Origin of the sequence: Peribacillus sp. NPDC101480 (assembly GCF_050277335.1) — a bacterium.
Taxonomy (GTDB): Bacteria; Bacillota; Bacilli; order Bacillales; family DSM-1321; genus Peribacillus.
On record NZ_JBNNSB010000001.1, the window covers coordinates 1,429,537 to 1,452,996 of the forward strand.

The 23,460-nt window shown below is 40.9% G+C and carries 25 protein-coding genes; 23 read left to right on the forward strand and 2 right to left on the reverse strand.

The features are described from left to right. Window positions 1-41: 41 nt before the first annotated feature. From ACQKMF_RS07120 to ACQKMF_RS07130, 3 genes are all read left to right on the forward strand, one after another. Window positions 42-632: an SCO family protein gene (locus ACQKMF_RS07120; protein ID WP_402937725.1), complete on the forward strand. Its 591-nt coding sequence runs from the start codon at window positions 42-44 to the stop codon at window positions 630-632. Between the two features lie 285 nt (window positions 633-917). Continuing rightward, window positions 918-1,760, forward strand: a complete 843-nt coding sequence (locus tag ACQKMF_RS07125) for an SGNH/GDSL hydrolase family protein (protein WP_427572298.1) — start codon at window positions 918-920, stop codon at window positions 1,758-1,760. Further along, window positions 1,757-2,341 carry a YpmS family protein gene (locus tag ACQKMF_RS07130; protein WP_402937721.1) on the forward strand — a complete coding sequence of 195 codons (585 nt, stop codon included), beginning with the start codon at window positions 1,757-1,759 and terminating at the stop codon, window positions 2,339-2,341. The genes ACQKMF_RS07125 and ACQKMF_RS07130 overlap by 4 nt, the downstream gene beginning before the upstream one ends. Window positions 2,342-2,395: 54 nt before the next feature. Here ACQKMF_RS07130 and ACQKMF_RS07135 read toward each other — a convergent pair whose 3' ends face one another. Next, on the reverse strand, window positions 2,396-3,145 hold the full coding sequence (locus tag ACQKMF_RS07135) for a DUF4397 domain-containing protein (RefSeq protein WP_427572300.1): 750 nt from the start codon (window positions 3,143-3,145) through the stop codon (window positions 2,396-2,398). 187 nt (window positions 3,146-3,332) lie between these two features. Here ACQKMF_RS07135 and msrA point away from each other — a divergent pair, with 187 nt between their 5' ends. Then, the gene (gene msrA / locus ACQKMF_RS07140; RefSeq protein WP_101225280.1) at window positions 3,333-3,875 is read left to right on the forward strand and encodes a peptide-methionine (S)-S-oxide reductase MsrA; all 543 of its coding nucleotides are present in this window, start codon (window positions 3,333-3,335) and stop codon (window positions 3,873-3,875) included. Then, a complete protein-coding gene (gene msrB / locus ACQKMF_RS07145; protein WP_101225279.1) occupies window positions 3,865-4,293 on the forward strand; it encodes a peptide-methionine (R)-S-oxide reductase MsrB in 429 nt (142 codons plus the stop codon). The genes msrA and msrB overlap by 11 nt, the downstream gene beginning before the upstream one ends. A gap of 51 nt (window positions 4,294-4,344) precedes the next feature. On the opposite strand, the gene ACQKMF_RS07150 is transcribed toward msrB, so the two are convergent. Further along, a complete protein-coding gene (locus ACQKMF_RS07150; protein WP_427572303.1) occupies window positions 4,345-5,433 on the reverse strand; it encodes a GDSL-type esterase/lipase family protein in 1,089 nt (362 codons plus the stop codon). A 305-nt stretch (window positions 5,434-5,738) separates the two neighbouring features. On the opposite strand from ACQKMF_RS07150, the gene ACQKMF_RS07155 reads away from it, so the two are divergent. The 18 genes from ACQKMF_RS07155 to ACQKMF_RS07240 all read left to right on the forward strand — a co-directional run bounded on the left by ACQKMF_RS07155 (window position 5,739) and on the right by ACQKMF_RS07240 (window position 23,422). Further along, entirely contained in the window at window positions 5,739-5,897 is a 159-nt protein-coding gene (locus ACQKMF_RS07155; protein ID WP_101225277.1) for a YjcZ family sporulation protein, read from the forward strand. Window positions 5,898-6,177: 280 nt separating this feature from the next. Then, complete coding sequence (locus ACQKMF_RS07160) at window positions 6,178-7,152, forward strand: S66 peptidase family protein (protein WP_427572304.1); 975 nt, start codon at window positions 6,178-6,180, stop codon at window positions 7,150-7,152. A 222-nt stretch (window positions 7,153-7,374) separates the two neighbouring features. Further along, window positions 7,375-7,704, forward strand: a complete 330-nt coding sequence (locus ACQKMF_RS07165; RefSeq protein WP_101225275.1) for a hypothetical protein — start codon at window positions 7,375-7,377, stop codon at window positions 7,702-7,704. A 180-nt stretch (window positions 7,705-7,884) separates the two neighbouring features. Further along, window positions 7,885-9,249, forward strand: a complete 1,365-nt coding sequence (locus tag ACQKMF_RS07170; RefSeq protein WP_101225274.1) for an aspartate aminotransferase family protein — start codon at window positions 7,885-7,887, stop codon at window positions 9,247-9,249. Window positions 9,250-9,323: 74 nt separating this feature from the next. Beyond that, complete coding sequence (locus ACQKMF_RS07175) at window positions 9,324-9,962, forward strand: CoA transferase subunit A (protein ID WP_232783021.1); 639 nt, start codon at window positions 9,324-9,326, stop codon at window positions 9,960-9,962. Next, a complete protein-coding gene (locus ACQKMF_RS07180) occupies window positions 9,929-10,594 on the forward strand; it encodes a 3-oxoacid CoA-transferase subunit B (RefSeq protein ID WP_427572307.1) in 666 nt (221 codons plus the stop codon). The genes ACQKMF_RS07175 and ACQKMF_RS07180 overlap by 34 nt, the downstream gene beginning before the upstream one ends. A gap of 9 nt (window positions 10,595-10,603) precedes the next feature. Next, window positions 10,604-11,875 (forward strand): peptidase, encoded by a 1,272-nt coding sequence (locus tag ACQKMF_RS07185; protein ID WP_427572309.1) that lies wholly within the window; start codon window positions 10,604-10,606, stop codon window positions 11,873-11,875. A 78-nt stretch (window positions 11,876-11,953) separates the two neighbouring features. Further along, entirely contained in the window at window positions 11,954-12,802 is an 849-nt protein-coding gene (gene ablB / locus ACQKMF_RS07190; protein WP_427572311.1) for a putative beta-lysine N-acetyltransferase, read from the forward strand. Between the two features lie 82 nt (window positions 12,803-12,884). Beyond that, window positions 12,885-14,264 carry a sigma-54 interaction domain-containing protein gene (locus ACQKMF_RS07195; protein WP_427572312.1) on the forward strand — a complete coding sequence of 460 codons (1,380 nt, stop codon included), beginning with the start codon at window positions 12,885-12,887 and terminating at the stop codon, window positions 14,262-14,264. 116 nt (window positions 14,265-14,380) lie between these two features. Then, the gene (gene ablA, locus ACQKMF_RS07200) at window positions 14,381-15,784 is read left to right on the forward strand and encodes a lysine 2,3-aminomutase (protein ID WP_101225269.1); all 1,404 of its coding nucleotides are present in this window, start codon (window positions 14,381-14,383) and stop codon (window positions 15,782-15,784) included. 1 nt (window position 15,785) lies between these two features. Then, window positions 15,786-16,061 carry a YokU family protein gene (locus ACQKMF_RS07205; RefSeq protein WP_101225268.1) on the forward strand — a complete coding sequence of 92 codons (276 nt, stop codon included), beginning with the start codon at window positions 15,786-15,788 and terminating at the stop codon, window positions 16,059-16,061. Window positions 16,062-16,490: 429 nt separating this feature from the next. After that, window positions 16,491-16,733, forward strand: coding sequence for a YozE family protein (locus ACQKMF_RS07210; RefSeq protein WP_101225334.1), 243 nt, complete (start codon window positions 16,491-16,493; stop codon window positions 16,731-16,733). Window positions 16,734-16,748: 15 nt separating this feature from the next. Continuing rightward, the gene (locus tag ACQKMF_RS07215; protein ID WP_402937695.1) at window positions 16,749-18,515 is read left to right on the forward strand and encodes an ATP-binding protein; all 1,767 of its coding nucleotides are present in this window, start codon (window positions 16,749-16,751) and stop codon (window positions 18,513-18,515) included. A gap of 150 nt (window positions 18,516-18,665) precedes the next feature. After that, window positions 18,666-19,373, forward strand: coding sequence for a hypothetical protein (locus tag ACQKMF_RS07220; RefSeq protein ID WP_137017690.1), 708 nt, complete (start codon window positions 18,666-18,668; stop codon window positions 19,371-19,373). Between the two features lie 179 nt (window positions 19,374-19,552). After that, window positions 19,553-19,723, forward strand: coding sequence for a YozD family protein (locus ACQKMF_RS07225; protein WP_064505166.1), 171 nt, complete (start codon window positions 19,553-19,555; stop codon window positions 19,721-19,723). Window positions 19,724-19,963: 240 nt separating this feature from the next. Then, complete coding sequence (deoD, locus tag ACQKMF_RS07230; protein WP_402937692.1) at window positions 19,964-20,668, forward strand: purine-nucleoside phosphorylase; 705 nt, start codon at window positions 19,964-19,966, stop codon at window positions 20,666-20,668. Between the two features lie 260 nt (window positions 20,669-20,928). Beyond that, window positions 20,929-22,419 (forward strand): S41 family peptidase, encoded by a 1,491-nt coding sequence (locus tag ACQKMF_RS07235; protein ID WP_402937689.1) that lies wholly within the window; start codon window positions 20,929-20,931, stop codon window positions 22,417-22,419. A gap of 112 nt (window positions 22,420-22,531) precedes the next feature. Further along, window positions 22,532-23,422, forward strand: a complete 891-nt coding sequence (locus ACQKMF_RS07240; RefSeq protein ID WP_101225245.1) for an LCP family protein — start codon at window positions 22,532-22,534, stop codon at window positions 23,420-23,422. Window positions 23,423-23,460 lie beyond the last annotated feature (38 nt).

Below are 23,460 nucleotides of genomic sequence, written 5' to 3' on the forward strand. Positions count from 1 at the left end.
TGAAGTAACAGAATATTTTATACATAAAGGACGGGGTAGGGATGAGAAAGCTGCAATTGCTTATGGCAGCTATGGGAGCATCAATTTTTTTGCTGTTGACAGCATGTGGTTCCAATGGTGTACCTGATGCCAAAAATTGGGATCTTGAAGATTTCAGTTACATCGATCAGGAGGGTAAACCTTTCTCAAAAAGCGATCTCAAAGGAAAGGTTTGGGTAGCGGATTTTATATTCACTAGCTGTGAGACGGTCTGTCTCCCCATGACTTCGAATATGACGAAGCTGCATCAGCAATTGAAGGATGAAGGTATTACTGATGTAGAGTTCGTTTCATTTTCCGTGGACCCGGAAATTGACAAACCTGATGTTTTAAAAAAGTTTGGTGACCAATTTAATGTGGATTACGGCAACTGGCACTTTCTGACCGGTTATGGACAGGAAGAAATCGAGCAGTTTGCATTGGATAACTTTAAAACGATAGTCAAAAAGCCAGAAGCAGAAGATCAGGTGATTCATGGTACCAGCTTTTTTCTGATTGATCAAGAAGGAAAGATCATCATGGATTATACAGGCCTGCAGGATATTCCCTTTGATGAAATCATTAAGCATATTAAAATTTTACAGAATTATTGAACAGGTTAAATGACCTGTTCTTTCTGTTTTCATCCATCTTTATTATGATTTCAATGTAGTTTTAAAGATGCTGAAAATGAGCAATAATTTTATGAAGAAACAGCAGTGGTGAAGAATGATTTTACATGCTCAGTACATGCTAATTTTTATAGGACTAGCTTTAATTCACTGCATTTTTCATATTGTATAGTAAGGAATGCTCAATTCTGGAAGTACAATGAAGTATATTGTTTGCAATCTTTCGTTTTCTGCATGATATAATATATGGGTAGGAAGGTGAGGGTCATGAGATACAAAATCACCTGTCTTTTCATATGCCTAGTTTGGATTTCAGGCTGCAGTCAAAGTGAAACAGCCTCAAGTCAGCCATCTGTTCAGCAGAAAAGCATAGTTGAGCTGAGTAAAAAGGAAACCATTCCTGCCAGCTTTTTTCCGGACCCTGTGAAAATCGTATCGATTGGCGACTCCTTGACTCAAGGTGTCGGTGATAGTAAAGATAATGGCGGGTATCTGCCTTATTTACAAAATAAGCTGGAAAAAGAACCATCGATTACTTCAGTTGAGATGATTAATCATGGCATACGTGGAAATAGGACCGACCAACTATTGAAAAGACTGGATAAGACTAGGATTAAAGAAGACATAAAGCAAGCTGACTCGATTGTCGTCACAATCGGTGGAAATGATATCATGAAGGTCTTTAAACAGAATTTCTCCAACTTGGAACTGAATCAGTTTGATTCGGCAAAAATAGGGTATGAAAAAAGATTAAGGCAGATACTTGATAAGGTTCGTTCCGAAAATGAATCTGCGCAAATTTACCTTGTAGGCGTCTATAATCCATTTTCCAAATGGTTCGGAGATTTTTATGAACTTGATATGATCATGAATGATTGGAATGAAAGCGGAAAAGAGATCATTGAAGAATATGATTCAGCCTATTTTATTGAAATAGCAGACATTTTCGAGAATTCCGAAGAAGATTTGCTGTATGCCGAGGATTATTTTCACCCAAATGACCGCGGGTATGAATTAATCGCAACAAGAATCTATAATGATATGGATATTACCACTATCGGAAAGGACACATTGGAAGCGAGTGCCAAAGGAGATGATGACCAAGAATGACAAATGTCAAATGGAAGACTTTGTTTATTTCCCTATTAGCCCTAAACATCCTGGTCATCCTGTTTGTAACGATTTTAGTTAATCTGCCGACTAAAGATAAAGATCTGATACCCAAAGTAAGCCATGAAGAAGATATCCAATTTCAAATTCATACGAATCGGGAAGATTTGACAAGATTAATCAACCAGTATCTGGATAAAGAGGGATTGACGGGATCCATTCACTACGAAGTGTATTTAACGGATGAAGTCGAATTATATGGAACAATGCCATTTTTCAACCGTGAAGTGGAAATGAAATTGACTTTTGAACCAATTGCCCAAAAGAATGGGGATTTGATCCTGAAGCAAAAATCAATTGCAGTCGGTAAAATGAACCTTCCTGTTTCATATGTAATGAATTTAATAAATGAGCGTTATAATATGCCGGATTGGGTTAGCATCAATCCCAATGATGAAAGTATTTATGTGTCATTACAGGATATGGAACTGAAAAGCGATATTAGGGTTAAGGCGAATGAATTCGACCTGAAAAATGATGATATTTCATTTTTATTGACCATCCCATCATCATTACAGTGATAGTGAATAGATGGATAAAAAACCAGGATCGATGCATCCTGGTTTTTTATCCATTTATGGAGATAGTGTTAAGGTTTCTAGTGAGGATGTCTGCCGATTCGAACCAATTAAATAAATGGTTGTAGGAGTATTGACTTGGAAGGCTTTGTTTGGCAAAGGGAGTGCGATCTCTTTTGTCCCAGCTATCCTCACTTCGAAGTCTACTATCATGGGATGTATATTAAGATATTCGCTTGCTTTCCTGAAATGAAGTTGATCAAAAACGACATCTCCATCTTTGACGGCAATATCCACCGAGAGTAAATCATGTGAAAGGTGGATGAATCGTACCTTTGCTTCATTTGGAGGAACAAATGGATTATCTTCGAAAGTTAACATGTTCAATGATTCATTAGCCAGGGCAGATGCAACAGCAATGGTATAGAAAATCCCGCTTTCAAGTGTCACTTTACAGCTTAAAAGAGGTAAGGCGCTTTGTCCCCTGCGGTATATTTCCAATGGGTACTTGCCAGCGGGGAGTGGTAAATAACCATTGTTCTCTTTATATGAGAAATTTTTAAGGATAGGCATTTCATTTACATAAACATCAAATGAGGGAGCTGTTGGGGCAGCATGTAAAAAGCGTACTTGTGCAGGCGGTAGTATACTCATTTGTTCATATCTCAATTGTTGTGTTGATTTTTCGAGACTTTTCAAATGCTTATGGAAATAATAATCATGTAATTGCGGATCGCTGTTTTTGTAATAAGACGATAGTAAATCATATGTTACCGATTTTTGTGAATATGATTGTTTATCGCTCATTTCCAACACCTCTCATTTTTCCAGTATGTTCATATCATATGTTGTCATGCTTGGGCGTGTGTCTCCCGTTTAAAAAGAGTAGGGACGATTTTTCGTGAAAAGGTCGATCGGCATATTAGTTTACAGGGTCATATAAAAGCGTTAAAATTCATTCAATGGATTGTTTGTAAAAAAGGAGGATTTTCATTTGACAAAGCAATTAGAGAAGGCAACATTCGCAGGCGGATGTTTCTGGTGCATGGTGAAACCATTCGATGAACAGCCTGGCATCGAATCCGTTATCTCTGGCTATACGGGCGGGACTACGGAAAACCCTACGTACAAAGAAGTTTGCTCCGAAACGACGGGCCATTATGAAGCAGTTCAAATCACCTTTGATCCAAGCGTATATCCATATGAGGAGATAATCGAGTTATTCTGGCAGCAAATTGATCCGACAGATGCTGGAGGGCAATTTTATGACCGGGGAAGTTCTTATCAAACTGCCATTTTTTATCATGACGAAAACCAACGTGCAATAGCAGAAGCATCCAAGGCTAAGCTGCAGGCAAGCGGGAAATTTTCAGGACCGATCGTAACGCCGATTATACCAGCCAAAACGTTTTATCCAGCCGAGACTTACCATCAGCATTATTATAAAAAGCAACCTGAGCATTATGAAAGATATTCGATTGGTTCAGGACGGAAAGCATTTATACAACATCACTGGGGGGAAAAAAATGAAAAGTAAAGAAGAATTAAAACAGAAACTCACTCCGATTCAATATGAAGTCACACAAAATAATGGAACGGAACCAGCCTTTAACAATGAATATTGGAACTTGAAGGAGGAAGGATTATATGTGGATATCGTTTCAGGAAATCCTCTTTTCACTTCAAAGGAAAAGTTCGATTCAGGCTGTGGTTGGCCAAGCTTCACTAAACCGCTTAAAGAAGAGGAAGTAGTGGAAAACCTCGATACGAGTTATGGTATGAGAAGGATAGAAGTCCGCTCAAAAACTGCCGATTCTCATCTTGGTCATGTTTTCAATGATGGGCCGGGACCGTCGGGATTACGCTATTGCATCAATTCTGCATCATTAAGGTTCATCCCGCTCCAAGATCTTGAAAAAGAAGGATACGGAGAATACAAAAAGCTGTTTGATTGAATGCAAAACCCCCTATCAGCTAATGATAGGGGGGTATTTATTGGGTAATATTCAATCTGTGATGATTGATGCGATCCGGACATATGGAATGGTGGTAAGTTCCATTGCTTTAGTCCTGCCAGTCACCTCAAAACGGACAGTATGTGAACCGGGACGGAGCCCATTTGTGATAAATAAATATCTTTCACGGGCAAATGGCCACCACGTATTCAAAGTCGTGATTTCATTTCCGTCGATCCATACATTCACTTCCCCGCCATCAGGACTTCTAAGCAGTTTAACACCAAGCATACTTCCATTGAAGGTATATTCAATCACACTGCCCTTTTCACTGCTAGTGTAATAGCCACCCCTTGGACGGAAACCGCTCATTTTTCCATAGTGGTCAATTTCCGATAATTCAAATTCAGAACGGGCATGCAGCTTAGCTGGAAGGCCTGCTACAGCCTTTTCCCGTTTGAAGTTATCCAGGAACCGTTCATAAATTGCATCAGCATATAATTTATAACCCAGCCCATTTGGATGAATCAAATCTCTTGTCAGCTGTTTTTCCGTATATCCTGAATCTTTGAATATGGGTCGCATATCCACATTGGTTGCACCGTAATGTTTGGATAAAAGTCCGATGGCTGACGCAAATTCCTCATATTTCAAGGAACTCTCTGTTATTGTGAATAATTCAGCATTAGGGTGGAGACGTTTCGCCTTTCTCATTAACGCTTCATATGTCATGGTAAAATCATCGACGTTCATATATTTGCGATCATTCTCACCAAAAACGAAGAAAATCAGATCTTTGTGATCATGCTCCCTTTTTTGGGAAAGTTTGAATAGGCCTTCAAAAGCTGTGGCTCCGCTTTGGACCACGTAGTCACCGTGTAAAGAAATATCATTGGTTTCATTCATCTTATTTTCTAACTGTTTGAACCATGTTAGATTAGGCTTTTCAGCTCCCGACCCTCTTCCGATACTGTCACCAATGACGAGATATTGAATGGGCTGGCCTGATTGGAATTTTTGATAAACATTTATCGAATCATCTGATCCATATGTTTTAGGGACTTTTTGAAGGATATAGCTGATTAGAAGGATCGTGGCGATTGCAGCGAAAGGGATGAAGGATTTTGCGTTCGTTTTCAATTATGTTCCCCCGTATTGCCTTTTATGTATCCATGTAGGAATGAGATAGCTTAAAGAGGCTAAGAATTCTTTTTTCCTTATTATATCCCAATTTTAACGTAACACAATAAGTATGAAACGTTTTTTTGACATTTTTCATGGTTAGTCGCGGTAATTCAGCCATTGAATGATTACAGGTGAAGATGGTGTTGCTTGAAGTTTTTTCTTAAATCCAGAAAAATAGGCAAATGCACAGACCAAGGCGGGCGTATTGACATATGGTAAGGTGTAAAGAGAAATAAGAATTCTAAAAGGAGTGAAACTTAATGTACGGATATGGTGGAAATGTTGCAGGACCAGGATTTGGTTATGGTGGCGGTGGATACGGCGGCGGCGGCGGTTGCTGCGGATTTGGATCAGGCTTCGCATTAATCGTTGTCTTGTTCATTCTATTGATTATCATCGGCGCTTCATTCTGCTGCTAATACGATAACCTAAAGACCAGCTGATAAAGCTGGTTTTTTCTTTATGTTAGGAATGTGGGTGGACCTTTTTAGGTTCCATGGTTGTTGACTGAAAAGGCAGGTTAAATCCAAGGTGGACAGGCGATACATAACCAATCCTATTTCCATTCCAGATACGGCATGGCCAATCTGCATCAAAATAGCTTGTGTGAAAGAATACCATGAAGGTTCTGGGTTTTTCTTTGTTCACCATTTCTGCTAAAATAACGACAGAATGTAATTAATTTAGGGGGATAAAGATATGAAACCTTCCCGTTTACAAGCAGGGGATGAAATTCGCGTAATTGCTCCTTCAAGAAGTTTGGCGATTGTCAAAGGGGAACAACGCAGATTGGCAGAAGATAGGTTAACTGAACTTGGTTTTAAAGTGACATATGGTGAAACGGCTTTGTTCCATGATGACTTTTTCTCGAATTCGATCGAAGACCGGATTGAGGATTTGCATGAGGCGTTCAGGGATCCAAATGTGAAGGGGATTTTTACAAGCATCGGGGGGTATAACGCTAACCAATTGTTACGATATATCGACTATGATTTGATAAAGGAAAATCCAAAAGTGTTGATGGGTTATAGTGATATAACCGCAATTTTATTGGCCATTTATAATAAAACAGGTTTAACTACATATTCAGGTCCTCATTTCTCGACGTTCGGGATGAAGGCTGGTCTGGAATATACGATGGAATATTTTAAAAAGGCTGTAATTGAAAGTGAAGGCTTTTATCTTGAGCCAAGTGAAACGTGGAGTGATGATTCCTGGCATTTAGAACAGGATGACCGAACTTTCCACCCGAATGGTGGATATATGGTCATTCAGGAGGGTGAAGCGGCTGGAACAATCATTGGAGGTAATCTTTGTACACTCAATCTATTGCAAGGGACAGAGTTCATGCCATCTTTAAAGGACAGCATCCTTTTCATAGAAGATGACGAAGAAAGCCATCCATTCAGTTTTGACCGGGATTTACAATCCTTGCTCCATCAGCCGGGTGCAAGTGGGATTAAAGGAATCGTCATCGGCCGTTTCCAAAAGGATTCCGGAATGACTGAATATGCCTTGCAGGAAATCATCACTTCCAAAAAGGAGATAAATGGCATACCTGTGATCGCAAATGCCAACTTCGGTCATGTCCATCCATTTGTAACGGTGCCGGTTGGTTCAAAAGCTGTAATGAAGGTGAAGAATGGAAAAGCGACGATCCAGATCCTTTCCTGACACATTATGTAGACGCCGTTCAAAAAGTGGACGGTGTCTTAATCTGTTCGGGATATGTATGAATATATTTTGCATTCTGGTGTATTTTAGGAGTCTTTCCTCTTGTAAGCCCTGGAAATTGTCCTATTTTACAAGCATTATTAGGGAATATGAGTCTAATAGTTCAAATTCTTTATTTTTCTGATATAATACTAAGAGATTTAAAATAGAAAAGGTGATTATGTGTTATTAACAATTCCAGCATCCATTCGTTTAGAAGGGGCTTTGGCCGAGTATAATAAAAAAGGCCGTGTGAGCCATACATGTTTCGTATGTAACGAAGACACTTCTAATGGGGATGCAAGTAACTTAAACTACTATAAGTTAGGAACTAAAAAAGTTTGTCATTCCTGCATGAAAAATGTTTTGCGTCATCCGTCTTTAAAAGAGTATGAATATGTACATACTTCAGTTATCGATAAAGCTGCTTTTTATAAAAATGTGCTGGCTGTTTTAAAGGATGAAAGCTTTTTGGAGTCAATTCGTGAAGAAAAACTAAATAGCGTATTGTAAGAAAAAAGTGTATCTTTTGCGGATACACTTTTTTTGTCGCCTTTTTTTACGATCTCCCATGAAACCAAGAAACTTATCCGATTACATGCCTAGGGCAATTTCTTTAGCAAGATTGCCTTCACCTGGACATACACTTTATTATATTGCATTTGTTTTTAAAGAGAAGGAGTGTGCAGGCTTATGGAGCAGTCTTCATTGATAAAACCGGTCCTGGGAGGAGCCTACCCGACTATCAGTCATGGTCAGGGAGTTTTTTTGTACGATAAAGATGGAAAGGATTACCTAGATGCTTCTTCCGGTGCTGTTACAGCCAATATTGGCCATGGAGTCCAGGAAGTCATTGAGGCGATGGTCAAACAGGCTAAGCAGGTTTCATTCGTGTATCGTTCCCAATTCACCAGCGATGCTGCAGAGAAACTTGCCGGAAAAATTGCAGAATTGACCAAAGGGGAACTGACATACAGCTTTTTTGTAAACAGCGGCTCCGAAGCGACTGAAACGGCATTGAAAATTGCCATTCAGCATTGGCAGGAAAAAGGGAAGCCTAAGAAACAAAAAATCATATCGAGATGGATGAGCTACCATGGCATCACGATGGGGGCTCTTTCAATGTCCGGACATCCGATTCGCCGGGAACGATTTACTCCTTTGCTTGAATCATATCCTTCTGTATCTCCTCCATATTGTTACCGATGTCCACTTCAACTTGATTCGCATTCGTGCGGAATGGCCTGTGCTTCGGAATTGGAAGCATCAATCCGGCGTATTGGCAGTGAAAATATAGCTGCATTCATTGCTGAACCTGTTATCGGCGCTGCAGGAGGGGCCATCGTTCCTCCTGATGGTTATTATCGAAAACTCAAGAAAATATGCGAAGAGAATGATATTTTATTCATTGCGGATGAAGTAATGACCGGCTTTGGACGTACCGGTAAGATGCTTGCTTCCGAATATTGGGATGTGGAACCTGATATCGTAACATTTGGTAAAGGTATGAGTGGAGGGTATACCCCGATAGCAGCCGCAGTAATGACCAAAAACGTGATGGAGCCCATAATGAAAGGCTCGAAATCAATTATAGGAGGCCATACGCTTAGTGCTAATCCATTATCGTGTGCGGTATCTTTGGCCGTTTTGGAATATGTCGAAAGGAATGATCTTGTCGAAAAATCGGCCGACAGAGGGAATTACCTGATTAGGGGCCTAAAAAATTTGGCAGGGAAGTATTCCTTTATCGGTGATATACGCGGGAAAGGTTTATTGATTGGCATCGAATTTGTACAGGATAAAGCAACATCGGCCCCATTTCCGAAGGAGGCAGACGTGACAAATGAAATCATTGAATTGGGGATGAGAAATGGAATACTTCTTTATCCCGCCGCAGCAGGTCTTGATGGTGTAACCGGGGCAGCCATCATCATCTCCCCTCCGTTAACGATATCGGAAGAGGAGTGTGCTGAATTGTTAATGAGGGTCGATATAACTTTTAGACAATTCAATGAATCGATAGGTAAACGTTCATCACAACAAGGAAGTGAGTCATAGTGGTGGAAAATACATTCAGGAAGATTTGTAGTTTGGAGGATGTGCGCCATCACTTTAAAGATAATCAGTCCATCATGTATGGGGGATTCGGTGGCATAGGGACGCCTCCTGGATTGATCAATCTGATTTTGGAATCAGGCATTAAGGATTTAACCTTGATTGGTAACGATACAGGTTTCCCCGATATCGGAATCGGAAAACTGGTCACGCAACGCCGAGCGAAAAAGATCATCGTTTCCCATATCGGTTCCAATCCTAATGCAGGACTATTAATGAACAATGGAGAACTCGAAGTGGAGTTCTCTCCGCAAGGGACACTTGTCGAACGTATACGGGCCGGAGGTATGGGGCTAGGCGGTATATTGACCGATATTGGAATTGAGGCCGATATCGTCCGGGACGGCAAGCAAACCGTAAAGCTAGGTAAGAAAAATTATCTGGTGGAACCGGCATTAACTGCAGATATCGCCATTGTTTACGCAGAAATGGCAGATCCTTATGGAAATCTTATATTTGATAAAAGCGCCCGGAACACGAATCCACTCGTTGCTGCAGCTGGACAAATCACTATAGTCGAAGCCATGCAAATCGTTCCGCTTGGCTCTTTGGATCCAGAGGACATCATTGTTCCGGGTGCCTTTGTGGATTATATCATTCCATCAAAAGGAGTCGATTGGAAATGGGTTTGGGAACAGAAGATAGAAATAGAATAGCGAAACGGGCAGCAGCAGAAATAAGCGATGGGATGCTGGTCAATTTGGGAATTGGCATTCCATCACTTGTACCGAATCATCTTTTGAATAACCATAAAGTTATGTTTCATGCGGAAAATGGCCTTGTGGGAATTGGCAGTACTCCTGAAACGGGGAAGGAAGATGCGCATCTTTGCAATGCAGGCGGACTGCCGATTACCATTAGAGACGGGGCTTCCTACTGCGACAGTACTGTTGCATTTGGGATGATACGGCGTGGCAGGGTGGATATCACGATTCTAGGAGCCCTTCAAGTAAGTCAAGCGGGGGATCTCGCTAATTGGATTGTCCCGGGAAAGCGGGTGCCAGGCATGGGCGGTGCCATGGAGCTGGCGGCAAAGGCCAAAAAGGTCATTGTCTTGATGGAACATAACGATAAAGCGGGCATGTCTAAATTAGTCAAAAAATGTACGTTACCGTTAACTGCCAAGAAATGCGTACATATGATCATCACCGAATTAGGCGTGTTTTCCATAACTTCGGGGGGCCTCCTTTTAACTGATGTATTTGATACGTCCAGCATTCAGGAAATCAGGAATCGGACCGAAGCCTCGTTTACCGTCTCTGAAAACATCCATATTTTAAAAGAATGAGAGAGGAGAATGGATATGTATGAGGAAAAAATAAAAACATGGCTGAATGAACATCGGATGAATGGAGTTCAGCTTTTGCAAAAACTGGTTCAGGAACCGAGCAAAAGGGGGCAAGAAGGAAGTGCACAAGCCATAGTGGTCGAGAAGTGCAGACAACTTGGTCTAGAAATAGATCTTTGGGAAATCGGGGATGAACAATTAAGAAAACATCCCCATTTTTATTGCGACCGCCGGGACTTTAAAGGAAATCCGAATCTTGTGGCTATTAAAAGAGGAACGGGCCAGGGGAAATCCCTTATTTTAAACGGACATATTGATGTAGTTCCTGAAGGAGATCTTGCAGCATGGCACGATGAACCCTATAGCGGCAAGTTAATGGACGGGAAAGTCTTCGGGCGGGGAACGACGGATATGAAAGGCGGAAATGTATCTTTATTGCTGGCCATTGAAGCGATCGTCGAATCTGGAATCCAATTGAAGGGAGATTTAATATTTCAGAGTGTGATTGAAGAGGAAAGCGGTGGTGCCGGCACACTTGCGGCAGTCTTACGCGGGTATAAAGCTGATGGTGCAATCATTCCGGAGCCTACAAATATGAAGCTATTCCCATTACAGCAAGGTTCGATGTGGTTTCGACTGAAAATAAAAGGCAAGTCTGCACATGGGGGCACTAGGTATGAAGGAGTCAGTGCAATAGATAAAGCGGTTAGTGTAATGAAAGAAATCAAGATGCTCGAAAAAGAACGGAATGAGTCACTTTGTCATTCACTCTATAAAAATGTCCCTATCCCCATTCCAATCAACATAGGTAGCATTCAAAGCGGGAATTGGCCTTCCTCCGTGCCGGATACAGCCGTTCTGGAAGGTAGATTCGGCATCGCCCCGACAGAAACCATGGAAGAAGCACAAAAATCGCTGATGGAGCGAATAGATGCTTTAAATGAGAGTGATGCATGGTTTAAAGAAAAACCGATTGAATTAGAATGGTTTGGGGCCAGATGGCTGCCTGGCAATCTCGAAATAGAACATCCGCTCATGAAGACAATTGGCACTTATTATGAAAAAGTGGTAGGGGAGGAACCGCTTGTCGAAGCGTCCCCTTGGGCGACGGACGGAGGGTATCTTTCATCGGTTGGCTCTACCCCCGTAGTTGTGTTTGGACCAGGGGAAACGAAGATGGCCCATGATTCGAATGAATATATAGTGGTGGATAAAATGATGGAGGTTGCGGAAATCATTGCATTGACCATGATTGAATGGTGTGGGGTGGACCAGGAATAATCATTTTTCTGGAGGTCTGATTCCAGGAAGGGTCAGGCCTTTCGCAACAATTTCGAAGTTTTGAAGGGAGCGGGACAAATGGAGGCTGGAATCACTGAAAAAAGGATTCAAAAGCCAAGGTGCACCATACATATTACGATTGACCATTTTAATAAGCGAATCAGGATTGATGATTATTTAGGTCATTTTCAAGAATGCGTGGAGGAATCTTTAAGGGTGGCTAAAGACATTTCAGCAGAAAAAATCATCTTCAAGTCACGCAAGGAAAACGTTTTGGCATTGCTTGCTCAGGGCTTCCTATATGAAGGAAGCATCGACAAATTCTTTTTGGGAAGCGATTGTTTCTTCCTTGTTAAATATAACCGGAATGCAAGGCGCAACAGTGCAGAATGGGAAAAGGAAGATCAAATCCTTACCGATGTTCAGAGGCTGCCGATAAAATCCGGTTTAGATAATCCGCCATCAGCCTATCAACGCCGTAAAGCGGAAGTTACCGATGCACCTCAGCTGGCCCAATTGTATGGGGAGGTTTTTGAAGTGTATCCCACACCGATGAATGATCCGGTATATGTGAAAAAGTGCATGGAAAGGGGAACGGTTTTTTATATTTATGTCCATGAAGACAGGATTGTCAGTGCTGCTTCAGCAGAAATTGATTCCTTTTACCATAACGCAGAAATCACCGATTGTGCGACATTGCCGGAACACCGGCAGTACGGCTTGATGAAACACTTGATTTCCGCGCTTGAAGAATATCTTATCTCTCATGAAATTTATTGTATTTATTCGATTGCCAGGTCGCTCTCATTCGGCATGAATGCTGCATTGCATCAGCATGGATACTCGTACCGCGGACGTTTGGCCAATAACTGTTACATCTTCGATAAACTGGAAGACATGAACCTTTGGGTGAAAAATTTCACTTGAATGCTCAATTTTAGGCGGTACATGACAAGTTTTTGGCATTTCCTCATATACATCTAGCAAGAAGGTCTTGAGGAGGGATATCTTGCCAAGTGAATTTTTTAATACAAGTGAAGTATTGGAAGCAATATTAGAAACCATTGATGAAGGCATTCATGTGATAGATCCAAAAGGACAGACCATCTTTTATAACGAAGTGGCGGCCAATCATGATGGGATGAAAAGAAGTGAGGTGCTTGGGAAACCTTTGCTTGAAGCCTTCCCTTCTTTGAATCACAAATCATCGACATTGCTGAGAGTCATTAAATCTGAAAAACCAATCTACAACTATAGCCAATCGTATGTAAATGCACATGGGCGAATCATTGAGACGTTAAACACGACGCTCCCCATATATGTAGAAGGGTTTATGATAGGTGCTATCGAGATTGCCAAGGATTATTCAAGCTTGAAGCAATTATCTGAAAGGCTAGCAGACCTGGAAAGCTCGCTCAAGACGATCAAAAGTCCTGAAAGGAAAACGACCGGAACCGATGGATTATATTCTTTCACTGAAATCCTGACTATTGATGCTGGATTTAAAGGTCTGATCTCACAAGGGAAAAAGGCTGCCCGCTCCTCCTCATCGGTGTTGGTTTATGGGGAAAGCGGTGTAGGAAAAGAGCTTTTTGTTCAAAGCATACACCAGGGTTCGAGCCGCAGTAAAGAACCATTCATCGCGCAAAATTGTGCGGCCTTACCAGAAAATTTATTGGAATCGCTTCTATTCGGTACGGCTAAAGGAAGCTACACTGGTGCTGTGGAACGCCAGGGACTGTTTGAATTGGCTAATGGCGGAACCTTGTTTTTGGATGAATTGCAATCGATGCCGATTGACTTGCAGGCAAAGCTTCTGCGTGTGCTCGAAGATGGGTTCATAAGAAGGATAGGAGGTACAAAGAGTGTACAGGTGGATGTGAGGATCATGGCAGCGATGAATATAGATCCGAAAAAGGCGGTATCGGATAACAGGTTAAGGCCCGATTTATTTTACCGATTGAACGTATTGAGCTACGAGCTGCCTCCGCTAAGGGAGCGGATTGATGATATAGAGCTTCTTACTGAACATTTCATAACAATATTTAACAGTAAATTAGAATTAACCATAAAAGGCATGGATGAGCAGACAAAGGTTTTTTTTCGGGAATATCATTGGCCTGGAAATGTAAGGGAGCTTAAACATACCGTAGAATTCATGATGAACCATACGGAGAATGATGTTTTGAACCTTGCAGATTTGCCCCAGTCTTTAAAAAAGCGCACCCCCTCTGAAAAAATACTTCCGCTTCGTGAGGCCATGCTTGAAATGGAAACAAAGTTGATTACCGAGGCCCTTCTTCAAACGAACGGTAACGTTTTTCAGGCATCGAAGCTATTGCAAATTCCAAGGCAGACCTTGCAATATAAAATTAAAAAGCATATTTGAATGGAAAAAATCCGGATGCCTGCAATCCGGTTTTTTTTATGGGCCTGCGAATTATTGGGTCATTTTGGCACCCTTCTTGCATTTAATACTACTATCATAACTCAGGAGGTATAACCATGTTATTTGACTTATATAAGCCAGATCGCAATTGGAAAGATATAGAGCTATGGAAAGATGTAACCGAAGAACAATGGAACAACTGGCTGTGGCAGCTTACGAATACGATCCGGACTGTTGATGATTTGAAGAAAGTGATAAACCTGACTCCGGATGAAGAGGAAGGTGTGAGGATTTCCACAAAAACCATTCCATTGAATATCACCCCATACTATGCTTCGTTAATGAATAAAGATGACCCAAGGTGTCCAATCAGAATGCAATCGGTCCCAATCTCGGAAGAAATGCATAAAACCAAATATGACATGGAAGACCCCCTTCATGAGGATGAGGACTCCCCAGTGCCGGGACTGACCCATAGATATCCGGACCGCGTTCTTTTTTTGGTGACGAATCAATGCTCCATGTACTGCCGTTATTGTACGAGGAGACGCTTTTCAGGACAAATTGGCATGGGCGTGCCCAAAAAACAATTGGACGCTGCAATCGGTTATATACGTGACACACCGGCAGTTCGGGATGTCCTTATTTCAGGCGGGGACGGATTATTGATCAATGATACGATCCTTGAATATATCCTCAAAAACTTAAGGGAAATTCCTCATGTTGAGATAATCAGGATAGGTACGCGCGCTCCTGTTGTTTTTCCTCAAAGAATCACTGAAAATTTATGTGCCATTTTAAAAAAATATCATCCGGTTTGGCTGAATACTCATTTCAATACCTCGATAGAAATTACCGAGGAGTCAAAGAAGGCATGTGAGATGCTTGCCGATGCAGGTGTACCTGTGGGCAACCAGGCAGTTATTTTAGCGGGGATCAATGACAGTGTCGCAATCATGAAAAAGCTGATGCATGACCTTGTTAAGATTCGTGTCCGCCCTTACTATATTTATCAGTGCGATCTGTCGGAAGGCATCGGTCACTTCAGGGCTCCCATTTCAAAAGGCATTGAAATCATCGAGGGGCTCCGAGGCCATACATCCGGGTATGCTGTTCCTACCTTCGTCGTCGATGCTCCTGGAGGGGGAGGGAAAATCACGCTTCAGCCGAATTATATCCTTTCACAATCTCCAACCAAAACGGTGCTGCGCAATTTTGAAGGTGTGATAACCACTTATCCAGAACCTGAGCAATATACACCAGGACTTGCAGATGAGTACTTCAAAGGGGTATATCCTGATATGGAAGAAAAACAATCAGATATAGGTGTATCTGGTTTAATGACCGACAAGCAATTCAATTTAGTGCCTGAGGGACTGAAGCGAATGAATCGACGGGAAAATTACGTGACCAACCCAGAGCATGCTTCATTGAAAAACCAGCGTGAAAAGCGGGATTTGTTAAAAGAAAAGAAATTCCAGGCACAGCAAAAAAAGAGCACGCCTAAGGGAGATGAATAGCATGGAGACGTGTCCATGGTGTGAGAAAGGGAAGCTTGCATCAGTGAATGGAACTGTGTATTGGGAACTGCCGGATGGTACGAGGGCAGTTGAGATTACGGAGACCCCTTCATCTCATTGTGAGAGTTGCGATGCATTTTTTCAAAGTGATGAAATAGTGAAGGAAATTGAAAATCAACTATTTTTAATTGATACTAAACAGCTTGAAAAACAAACGACGTACAGTGAGCTAATGAACATGAAGAGGCTATTGAAACGTAATTACTTTGACTTTTAGCGGCTGGATGCATGTACGTTTCCATATTTGAATGTATAAATCCCCTCATTTGGACAGAATTAGTGCAAACCACTATTTCCATCTTAGATGAAGGGGATTTTCCTTTTCAGATAATGAAAATAATAAGGTTTTTGAAGTGCATTTGATTGAAAGATTGGGTTAAGCAAGAATTAAGCACTTCGTTCCTTTCTTCATGAAAAAAGTATAAAAAAAGATTTTCCATCTTTAAAGGATGGGGATTAATATGGAAGGGAGTGCGATATATAAGTGTAATTCCGTAAGAAAATGAATGCATTTTTTGTTGAAAAATCGTGGATTTCTATAAAGTGGGGAAGAATAGACCAAATTCTATTTAAAAAAGTGGACGGAAACGGAAGTTTCCGATATATTAAAGCAGAAATCATAGTTATTTTAGGGGGGCTCAACATCATGAGACCATTTTATTTATATTTAATGAAATTTCGACAACCAAAGGAAATTGATGCAATCACTAAATTTGCCAATCATGCCTATGAGGATCATGGCTTCCCAAAACAATCGACTGATTATAATGAACTGAGCAGTTATTTAGAATTGAATGCAGACTATCTCGATAGTATGTCACTATTCGATCAAGCTTGGGAACAGTACGTCCAAATAGAAGAAGGGCTCTTATTAGGAGATCAGGAATAGGGGAGGATCGGAAGGATGCTTAAAAGCCTTCAAACCCGAATTTTGCTTTATTCATTACTTATTGCAAGTGTTCCTCTTCTGATATTGGGGATCATATCCTATGGATCACAACGGTCCCTGCTTGAGAAGGAAGCAAAAAATGCCCTGAATGCGGGTTCACTGAATATTGTAAATGAAACATATAGCTATTTGAACGAACGGATCAGTGATGTGAAGTTAATGAGCGCAAATTCGGTAATCAACAATCCTGGCCATTCAAAAGAAGAGAAGTCAGAGGAACTAAAAAAGTTTATCGATGCAAAAGGAAATTATTACGGTGTCTTGCATTTGGATTTGGAAGGCAATGTCATTGCAGATACATCCAATAAAATGATCGGGGACAACCTCGCGCAAAGGATATGGTTCAAAGAGGCCATAGAAGGTCATGAATTCCTTTCTGACATTTATAAAACCCGGGCATACCCAGAACCGATAATAGCTCTGAGTGCGCCGGTATATGATAATGCAGGGAAAATGATCGGTGTCGTATCTCCAGCTTTCCGATTGGAAGGACTTTGGGAGCTGATGGAGAAAAAGGCTAACGAAATTAGCGATAAATACCCAGTGAACTTTTTCATGATCAATCAAGAAGGCATCATGATTTCGAAAAAAGACCCGCATGGAGTCATGCAGGCTTCTGCCTTGAAAGAAATGGGATTAACGAAAGGTAAGCTGATGGAAGCTTCGTTATCGGATGAATTGTACAGCGCAGAGAACGGGGAAAAAATATATTCCATCCAGCCTGTCCATACGATTGCAAAAACGGAGAATAAATGGTTTGTTGTTGTGGGGGCAGATAAGAAACAAGTGTTTCAGCCTTTGAATGACCTTTTAACACGGTATCTGACAATCTACAGCATCGTTTTTGTTTCTATCATTCTGGCTGTCTATTTACTAACAAAGACCCTTGTACGGCCAGTTCAAGAACTTGTCGAAGCGACAGAGGATTTCATTGGAGGAAAGGAATTCATCATTTCCGATAAAAGAAGCTTCGAGGAAATGGAAAAATTGAACCTTGCCTTTCTAAGAATGATGGAAACGATAGAAGATCGTGAGAAGGAAATCGTCCGAACTGAAAAATTGAAATATGTCGGCCAGCTTGCTGCCGGTGTCGCACATGAAATCAGGAACCCACTAACGACGATAAAGGGCTTTTTCCAATTATTGAAGAGCCAGGATCATGATAAAACATTAATAGAAAAATATAGTGATGTCATGCTTCATGAAGTGGACCGGGTTAATGTATTCGTGACACAACTTCTTGATTTGGCAAAACCGCATCAGCTGGAATGGGAGAAAATCGATTTAAAGGATTTCCTTGAAGAAATAATAGATACCTATATCCCTTCAATTCCGAGTTCTCATGTAAGACTAATTAATGAAGTGACACACTCTGTCGTTGTTTATTCAGACAGGAACCGGTTAAGGCAGGTTCTCTTGAATGTCTTGAATAATTCTTGTGAAGCCATCGAAGCTAGGGGGCAGATTGAATTGCATCATACTTCCGAGTCCCATTATGTAAGATTAGTGATCAGCGATGATGGGAAAGGCATCAGTCCCGAAAATTTAAAAAATATCGGCATGCCCTTTTATACCACTAAACCGGATGGAAACGGATTAGGTGTGGCGACGTGCATTCAGATAATGGAGGAATTAAAAGGGAAATTCCAAATTGAAAGCGTCCGCGACGAAGGAACGAAAGTGACGCTCATCATTCCCACTGCGAACCGTCTCATTAAATGAGGCGGTTTTTGGCTTTAGTGCCATTTAATAAATGGGCCGGTTCCTTAGCTAAATGAGCAAAATGCCCTCTCTTTTCCATTAACCTCCATGTTTGTTTGTGCATATAATTTACTAATCAAACGATAAGGACCATATTGGGGGATGTCTCTTATGGGCAAAAAAAAACAGCCGAAATTTAAATTAGGCGATACAGTCGTAATAACAATGTATGGGACAGTCGGGAATATAACCGATGTAAAATTTCTCGATGGTGCTTATGTGTATGAAGTGAACTATAGTGAAGGTCTTTATATCGAAAAAACATTGCAATCGATAAATGAATATGAAGGTGAAATCCTTTATCAAAAAGAACAAATAGATATTGAATATAAATTTTTATTAGGTGACTTGGTCCAGGTGGATGGGTATGAACAGGATTATTTCAAGATTATCGGCTATCGAACGGAAATTTGGCGCTATAAGGAAAATGCCTGGGAGGATGTAATCTATGAGTTATCCAGAATCTCTGATGGTGAATGGCTTGAAGCGCATGAGGAAGAACTGACTTTGATAGCCGATGCTAAACGTGCAGATGGAATCATTAAAAAGTTGGGTCTGCTACTTCCTAAAAAGAAAAATGAGCTTGCTATCATTGCTAAACAAAACAACCCTGGTAAAGGTGAGCGAGAAATGACAATGACAAAAAATGAAAAAAAGGAAATGATTGATGGACTGTTGGATTTATATAATGATTATTGTAAGCTCTACGAACATTTTGGCGATGACGAATATCGCCACATCATGAAGATCGCCCTTGCTAAAATTGAAAAGGCGGCAGAGGAAATTTATCCAGATCATAAAAAGAAGCAAACGAAGTGAAAGGTATCCTGAATTTTTAAAGGGGCAATTTCCAAATTCCCTATAGAAGCTTCCATTCAAATTGAACACGGATGGATCATGATAAATATAGGCCCTTCAAATGATTTTCCATAATGGGATGCCTTACTGGTATATTTGTCTCTACACATTCATAGACCTTTAAATAAGGGGGCGATGATTTGCGAGAAATTGAGGTTTTTATTGATACAGAAGAGATAGCGGAATTCTTTTTTCAAGAATTGATAAGACGGGGCTATCTTCCAACAGAAGCTGAAGTTGAAGATCTTGCTGACATCACATTCGAATATCTTCTTGAAAAGTGCATAATTGATGAAGAAGTCGATGAGTAACCTGTCATAAGACGGTTAACAGCTTCCTATCCCTTAATTTCATTAAACTTAAAAAAAGACGGCGGACCTCCGCCGTTTTGTTGCGGTTCAAAGGAAGGGTGCCAAAGTCTTTTCATGACTTCCAGTTTCATTATCTTTTTCAAGTTCTAGGATAAGGTTGGATTTTCCTAACTTGTGGTTGATATGGTATAGTAGTTTTTGAATATCATTTCAACCACAAGTTAAGGAGGACATAGTCGTATGAGCGTACATATTGGTGCAAAAGAAAATGAAATTGCGGAAACGGTCTTACTTCCTGGGGACCCATTGCGTGCAAAATATATTGCTGAAACATTTTTAGAGGATGCTAAACTTTATAATGAAGTCCGTAACATGTTTGGATATACAGGGACATATAAAGGGAAACGAATTTCTGTACAAGGTACAGGCATGGGTGTCCCATCCATTTCGATTTACGTGAATGAATTGATGAATAGCTATAATGTCCAGAAGCTGATTCGTGTGGGAACTGCAGGAGCGATTCAGAAGGATGTAAAAGTCAGGGATGTTATCCTTGCAATGAGTGCTTCCACCGATTCCCAAATGAACCGCATGACTTTCGGCGGGGTGGACTTTGCCCCAACGGCGGATTTCGAATTACTAAGAAAAGCTTATGACGCCGGCACAGCTAAGGGCTTGCAATTGAAGGTCGGTAATGTTTTTACGGCCGATCAGTTTTATAATGATAATAGTGATTTGGAAAAATGGGCAAGATACCAAATCCTTGCGATAGAAATGGAATCAGCAGCGCTTTACACGCTTGCTGCTAAATTTGGCCGCCAAGCATTATCTGTATTAACCATTTCCGATCACATTTTAACCGGTGAGGAAACGTCGGCGGATGAGCGCCAGTCAACCTTTAACGAAATGGTTGAAGTGGCTTTGGAAGCAGCTATCCAGGACTGATAATTGGATGTAAATGACAGGCGGGTGACCAGGAATAAGTGAAGCTGTATAATGACAGTTGGATACAGGCTCAGTTATTCCTTAGTAGCCCCATTTTTGTAATGTCAATATATGCCTGTAGTCCATGGAGCTTTCTCTTTGTTTTAACGTTTGCGAAGGCGTAAAAAAATACATATGGGCATAAGTTGTTATTTTTGATAACAATTATTTTTCGATTGTCATGAAAGCTGTTAAAATAGATAGAAATCGTTTATATCGTCATGAAGAATGAAAGTGGTGAGGCTTCAGTGGAAGAAGAAAATCAAGGACAGCCAAAAGAGGCAGGGAAATTCATTAAAATAAAAAAGTTTACGTTCATTATGGGGATTTTCTTAGTCATATTTCTAACTGCAGGGATTACTACAATAGCCTTGACCTTTGGAGATGAAAAAGTAGAGTCATTAGCACCGGATAAGCATGCGGAATTTGAAAAGCTGTATACTACATACGATAAGATAAAAGATAACTATTATGAAGAGGTTGATGAAGAAAAGCTGGTTGACGGCGCAATTAATGGAATGATCAAATCTTTGGATGATCCCTACTCTGCTTATATGGATAAAAAGGAAGCATCGAGTTTCCATGAGAGCATCTCTTCATCTTTTGAAGGAATCGGTGCCGAGATTCAGGAGCAGGATGGAAAAATCATGGTCGTCTCACCGATAAAAGGGTCCCCGGCAGAAAAAGCAGGGGTAAAACCAAATGATATCATTTTAAGTGTGGATGGTAAAAGTGTTGAAGGGCTAACCTCTTCTGAAGCTGTCCTGAAAATCAGGGGCGAGAAGGGTACCAAAGTGGATCTTTCCATCTCAAGAGCTGGTGAGTCTGAACCGATCGAGCTCACCATTAAACGGGACACAATTCCGATTGAAACGGTATATGCGGAAATGCTTGATGATGGAGTTGCAAAAATTCAAGTGACCAGTTTTTCCGAACATACAGTCCAAGAGCTGAAAACGGCGCTTGAAGAAATGTCGAAGAAGGATATGAAGGGTCTCGTATTGGATTTACGGGGAAACCCAGGAGGACTTCTTGACCAAGCAATAGAAATGGCAAGCCTGTTCGTGCCTAATGGGAAAGTGGTCCTTCAAGTTGAGGATCGCAGCGGGAAAAAAGAAGTCTATAAATCGGAGAATGATGGAGAACTGAAAATCCCGGTAGTCGTGTTGATTGATGACGGAAGTGCCAGTGCTTCTGAAATCGTTGCAGCGGCTGTCAGTGAGTCTGCGGACATTCCATTGATTGGTGTCAAGTCATTTGGGAAAGGGACAGTGCAGACTGCCGAAAAACCCTTTAAAGATGGATCTAACTTCAAATATACGGCAGCTAAATGGTTGACTCCTGAAGGCAATTGGATTCATAAAAAAGGGATCAAGCCGGATATTAATGTGAAGCTTCCTGATTATGCCAGCCTTCCGTACATTTCGCCTGACAAGGAATTGAAAGCATCCGATTCTTCGAGTGAAGTGAAAGCAGCTGAAGAGATGCTGAAGGAAGCGGGCCATGATCCAGGTAAGATAGATGGATTCTTTGATGAAGCAACCACGAATGCTGTCACAGCATTCCAAAGGGAACAAAAAATTAAAGAAACTGGCACCATTAAAGATGATACTACCGTGAAATTGATGCAGGTCATCCAGGAGAAAATCCTTAAGAATGACACACAAGTGAAAAAGGCGGTAGAAGTATTAAAGAAAGAAATCAATAAGTGATTTGCCCGAAAAGCCTGTCAGCGATTATCGTTGGCAGGCTTTTTTGTCGTTTAATGCATAGATTCCAATATTAGGTAGAGAATAAGGGGTAATTTTCCGATGAGGTGAGGTAATGAAAGAAAAGGTATTGTTCATATATCTATTGATCTTGATTCTGGCAGGCTGCACTTATGCCCCTTTACCCAAACAAAATGGAAATGCAGGTACGGAAAAAAAACTAACCAAAGAAGAGAACCAGGAAAGTGTGAAAACATTTCTGTTAATTGGTGTCGATACAAGGGGAGAGGAAAAATCTCGATCAGATGCGATTATTCTGGCAAAATACTTTCCTGAGCAGGAAAAATTGAAACTGGCTTCGATTATGCGTGATAGTTATGTGAAAATCCCTGGGAATAAAACAGGATATAACAAAATAAATGCAGCTTATTATTATGGTGGAAGGGAACTTCTCAAAAAAACCATACAGGAAAACTTCGGTGTCAAGGTCGATCATGTGGCGGTAATTGACTTTCAGGGATTCGTGAAGATGGTCGATTTACTTGCACCTGAGGGGGTAGCGGTGAATGTGGACCAGGAAATCATTGATGATATGAGCATTCAAGCAAGCGTCGGTAAAAATGTTTTACATGGCGAGGAAATATTGAAATATGTCCGTTTTAGACATGACGATGAAAGTGATTTTGGAAGGGTTGAGCGACAACAAGAAGTAATGGTTCAATTAAAAACAGCCTTTATAAATCAAATCTCGTCCTTCGAAGGGATGGCAGCCCTTCCTAGTATAATCGAACAAGGACTCTCGTACTTGGATACGGATATTGGACTGAAAACAATAATGGAAATGGGGCCAAAAGCCGTCTTCCATACACCGGACACCGTCGAAACCTTAAGGGTTCCAGTGGAAGGAAGCTTTAAAGATGAAATATATCCCCAGTCCGGAGCCGTTTTGGAAATGGACTACACTAAAAATAAGAAGGCACTTCAAGAATTCTTTTCAAAAAAATAAAAATTGTATTATGGACCTCGCAAGAATAATCACAAAAA

Bases quoted from the DNA above. Each gene is read 5' to 3' on its own strand.
- ACQKMF_RS07120 (WP_402937725.1), top strand. From the start codon at position 42: ATGAGAAAGCTGCAATTGCTTATGGCAGCTATGGGAGCATCAATTTTT.
- ACQKMF_RS07125 (WP_427572298.1), top strand. From the start codon at position 918: ATGAGATACAAAATCACCTGTCTTTTCATATGCCTAGTTTGGATTTCA.
- ACQKMF_RS07130 (WP_402937721.1), top strand. From the start codon at position 1,757: ATGACAAATGTCAAATGGAAGACTTTGTTTATTTCCCTATTAGCCCTA.
- ACQKMF_RS07135 (WP_427572300.1), bottom strand. From the start codon at position 3,145: ATGAGCGATAAACAATCATATTCACAAAAATCGGTAACATATGATTTA.
- msrB (WP_101225279.1), top strand. From the start codon at position 3,865: ATGAAAAGTAAAGAAGAATTAAAACAGAAACTCACTCCGATTCAATAT.
- ACQKMF_RS07155 (WP_101225277.1), top strand. From the start codon at position 5,739: ATGTACGGATATGGTGGAAATGTTGCAGGACCAGGATTTGGTTATGGT.
- ACQKMF_RS07160 (WP_427572304.1), top strand. From the start codon at position 6,178: ATGAAACCTTCCCGTTTACAAGCAGGGGATGAAATTCGCGTAATTGCT.
- ACQKMF_RS07170 (WP_101225274.1), top strand. From the start codon at position 7,885: ATGGAGCAGTCTTCATTGATAAAACCGGTCCTGGGAGGAGCCTACCCG.
- ACQKMF_RS07175 (WP_232783021.1), top strand. From the start codon at position 9,324: ATGTATGGGGGATTCGGTGGCATAGGGACGCCTCCTGGATTGATCAAT.
- ACQKMF_RS07180 (WP_427572307.1), top strand. From the start codon at position 9,929: ATGGGTTTGGGAACAGAAGATAGAAATAGAATAGCGAAACGGGCAGCA.
- ACQKMF_RS07185 (WP_427572309.1), top strand. From the start codon at position 10,604: ATGGATATGTATGAGGAAAAAATAAAAACATGGCTGAATGAACATCGG.
- ablB (WP_427572311.1), top strand. From the start codon at position 11,954: ATGGAGGCTGGAATCACTGAAAAAAGGATTCAAAAGCCAAGGTGCACC.
- ablA (WP_101225269.1), top strand. From the start codon at position 14,381: ATGTTATTTGACTTATATAAGCCAGATCGCAATTGGAAAGATATAGAG.
- ACQKMF_RS07205 (WP_101225268.1), top strand. From the start codon at position 15,786: ATGGAGACGTGTCCATGGTGTGAGAAAGGGAAGCTTGCATCAGTGAAT.
- ACQKMF_RS07210 (WP_101225334.1), top strand. From the start codon at position 16,491: ATGAGACCATTTTATTTATATTTAATGAAATTTCGACAACCAAAGGAA.
- ACQKMF_RS07215 (WP_402937695.1), top strand. From the start codon at position 16,749: ATGCTTAAAAGCCTTCAAACCCGAATTTTGCTTTATTCATTACTTATT.
- ACQKMF_RS07220 (WP_137017690.1), top strand. From the start codon at position 18,666: ATGGGCAAAAAAAAACAGCCGAAATTTAAATTAGGCGATACAGTCGTA.
- deoD (WP_402937692.1), top strand. From the start codon at position 19,964: ATGAGCGTACATATTGGTGCAAAAGAAAATGAAATTGCGGAAACGGTC.
- ACQKMF_RS07235 (WP_402937689.1), top strand. From the start codon at position 20,929: ATGAAGAATGAAAGTGGTGAGGCTTCAGTGGAAGAAGAAAATCAAGGA.
- ACQKMF_RS07240 (WP_101225245.1), top strand. From the start codon at position 22,532: ATGAAAGAAAAGGTATTGTTCATATATCTATTGATCTTGATTCTGGCA.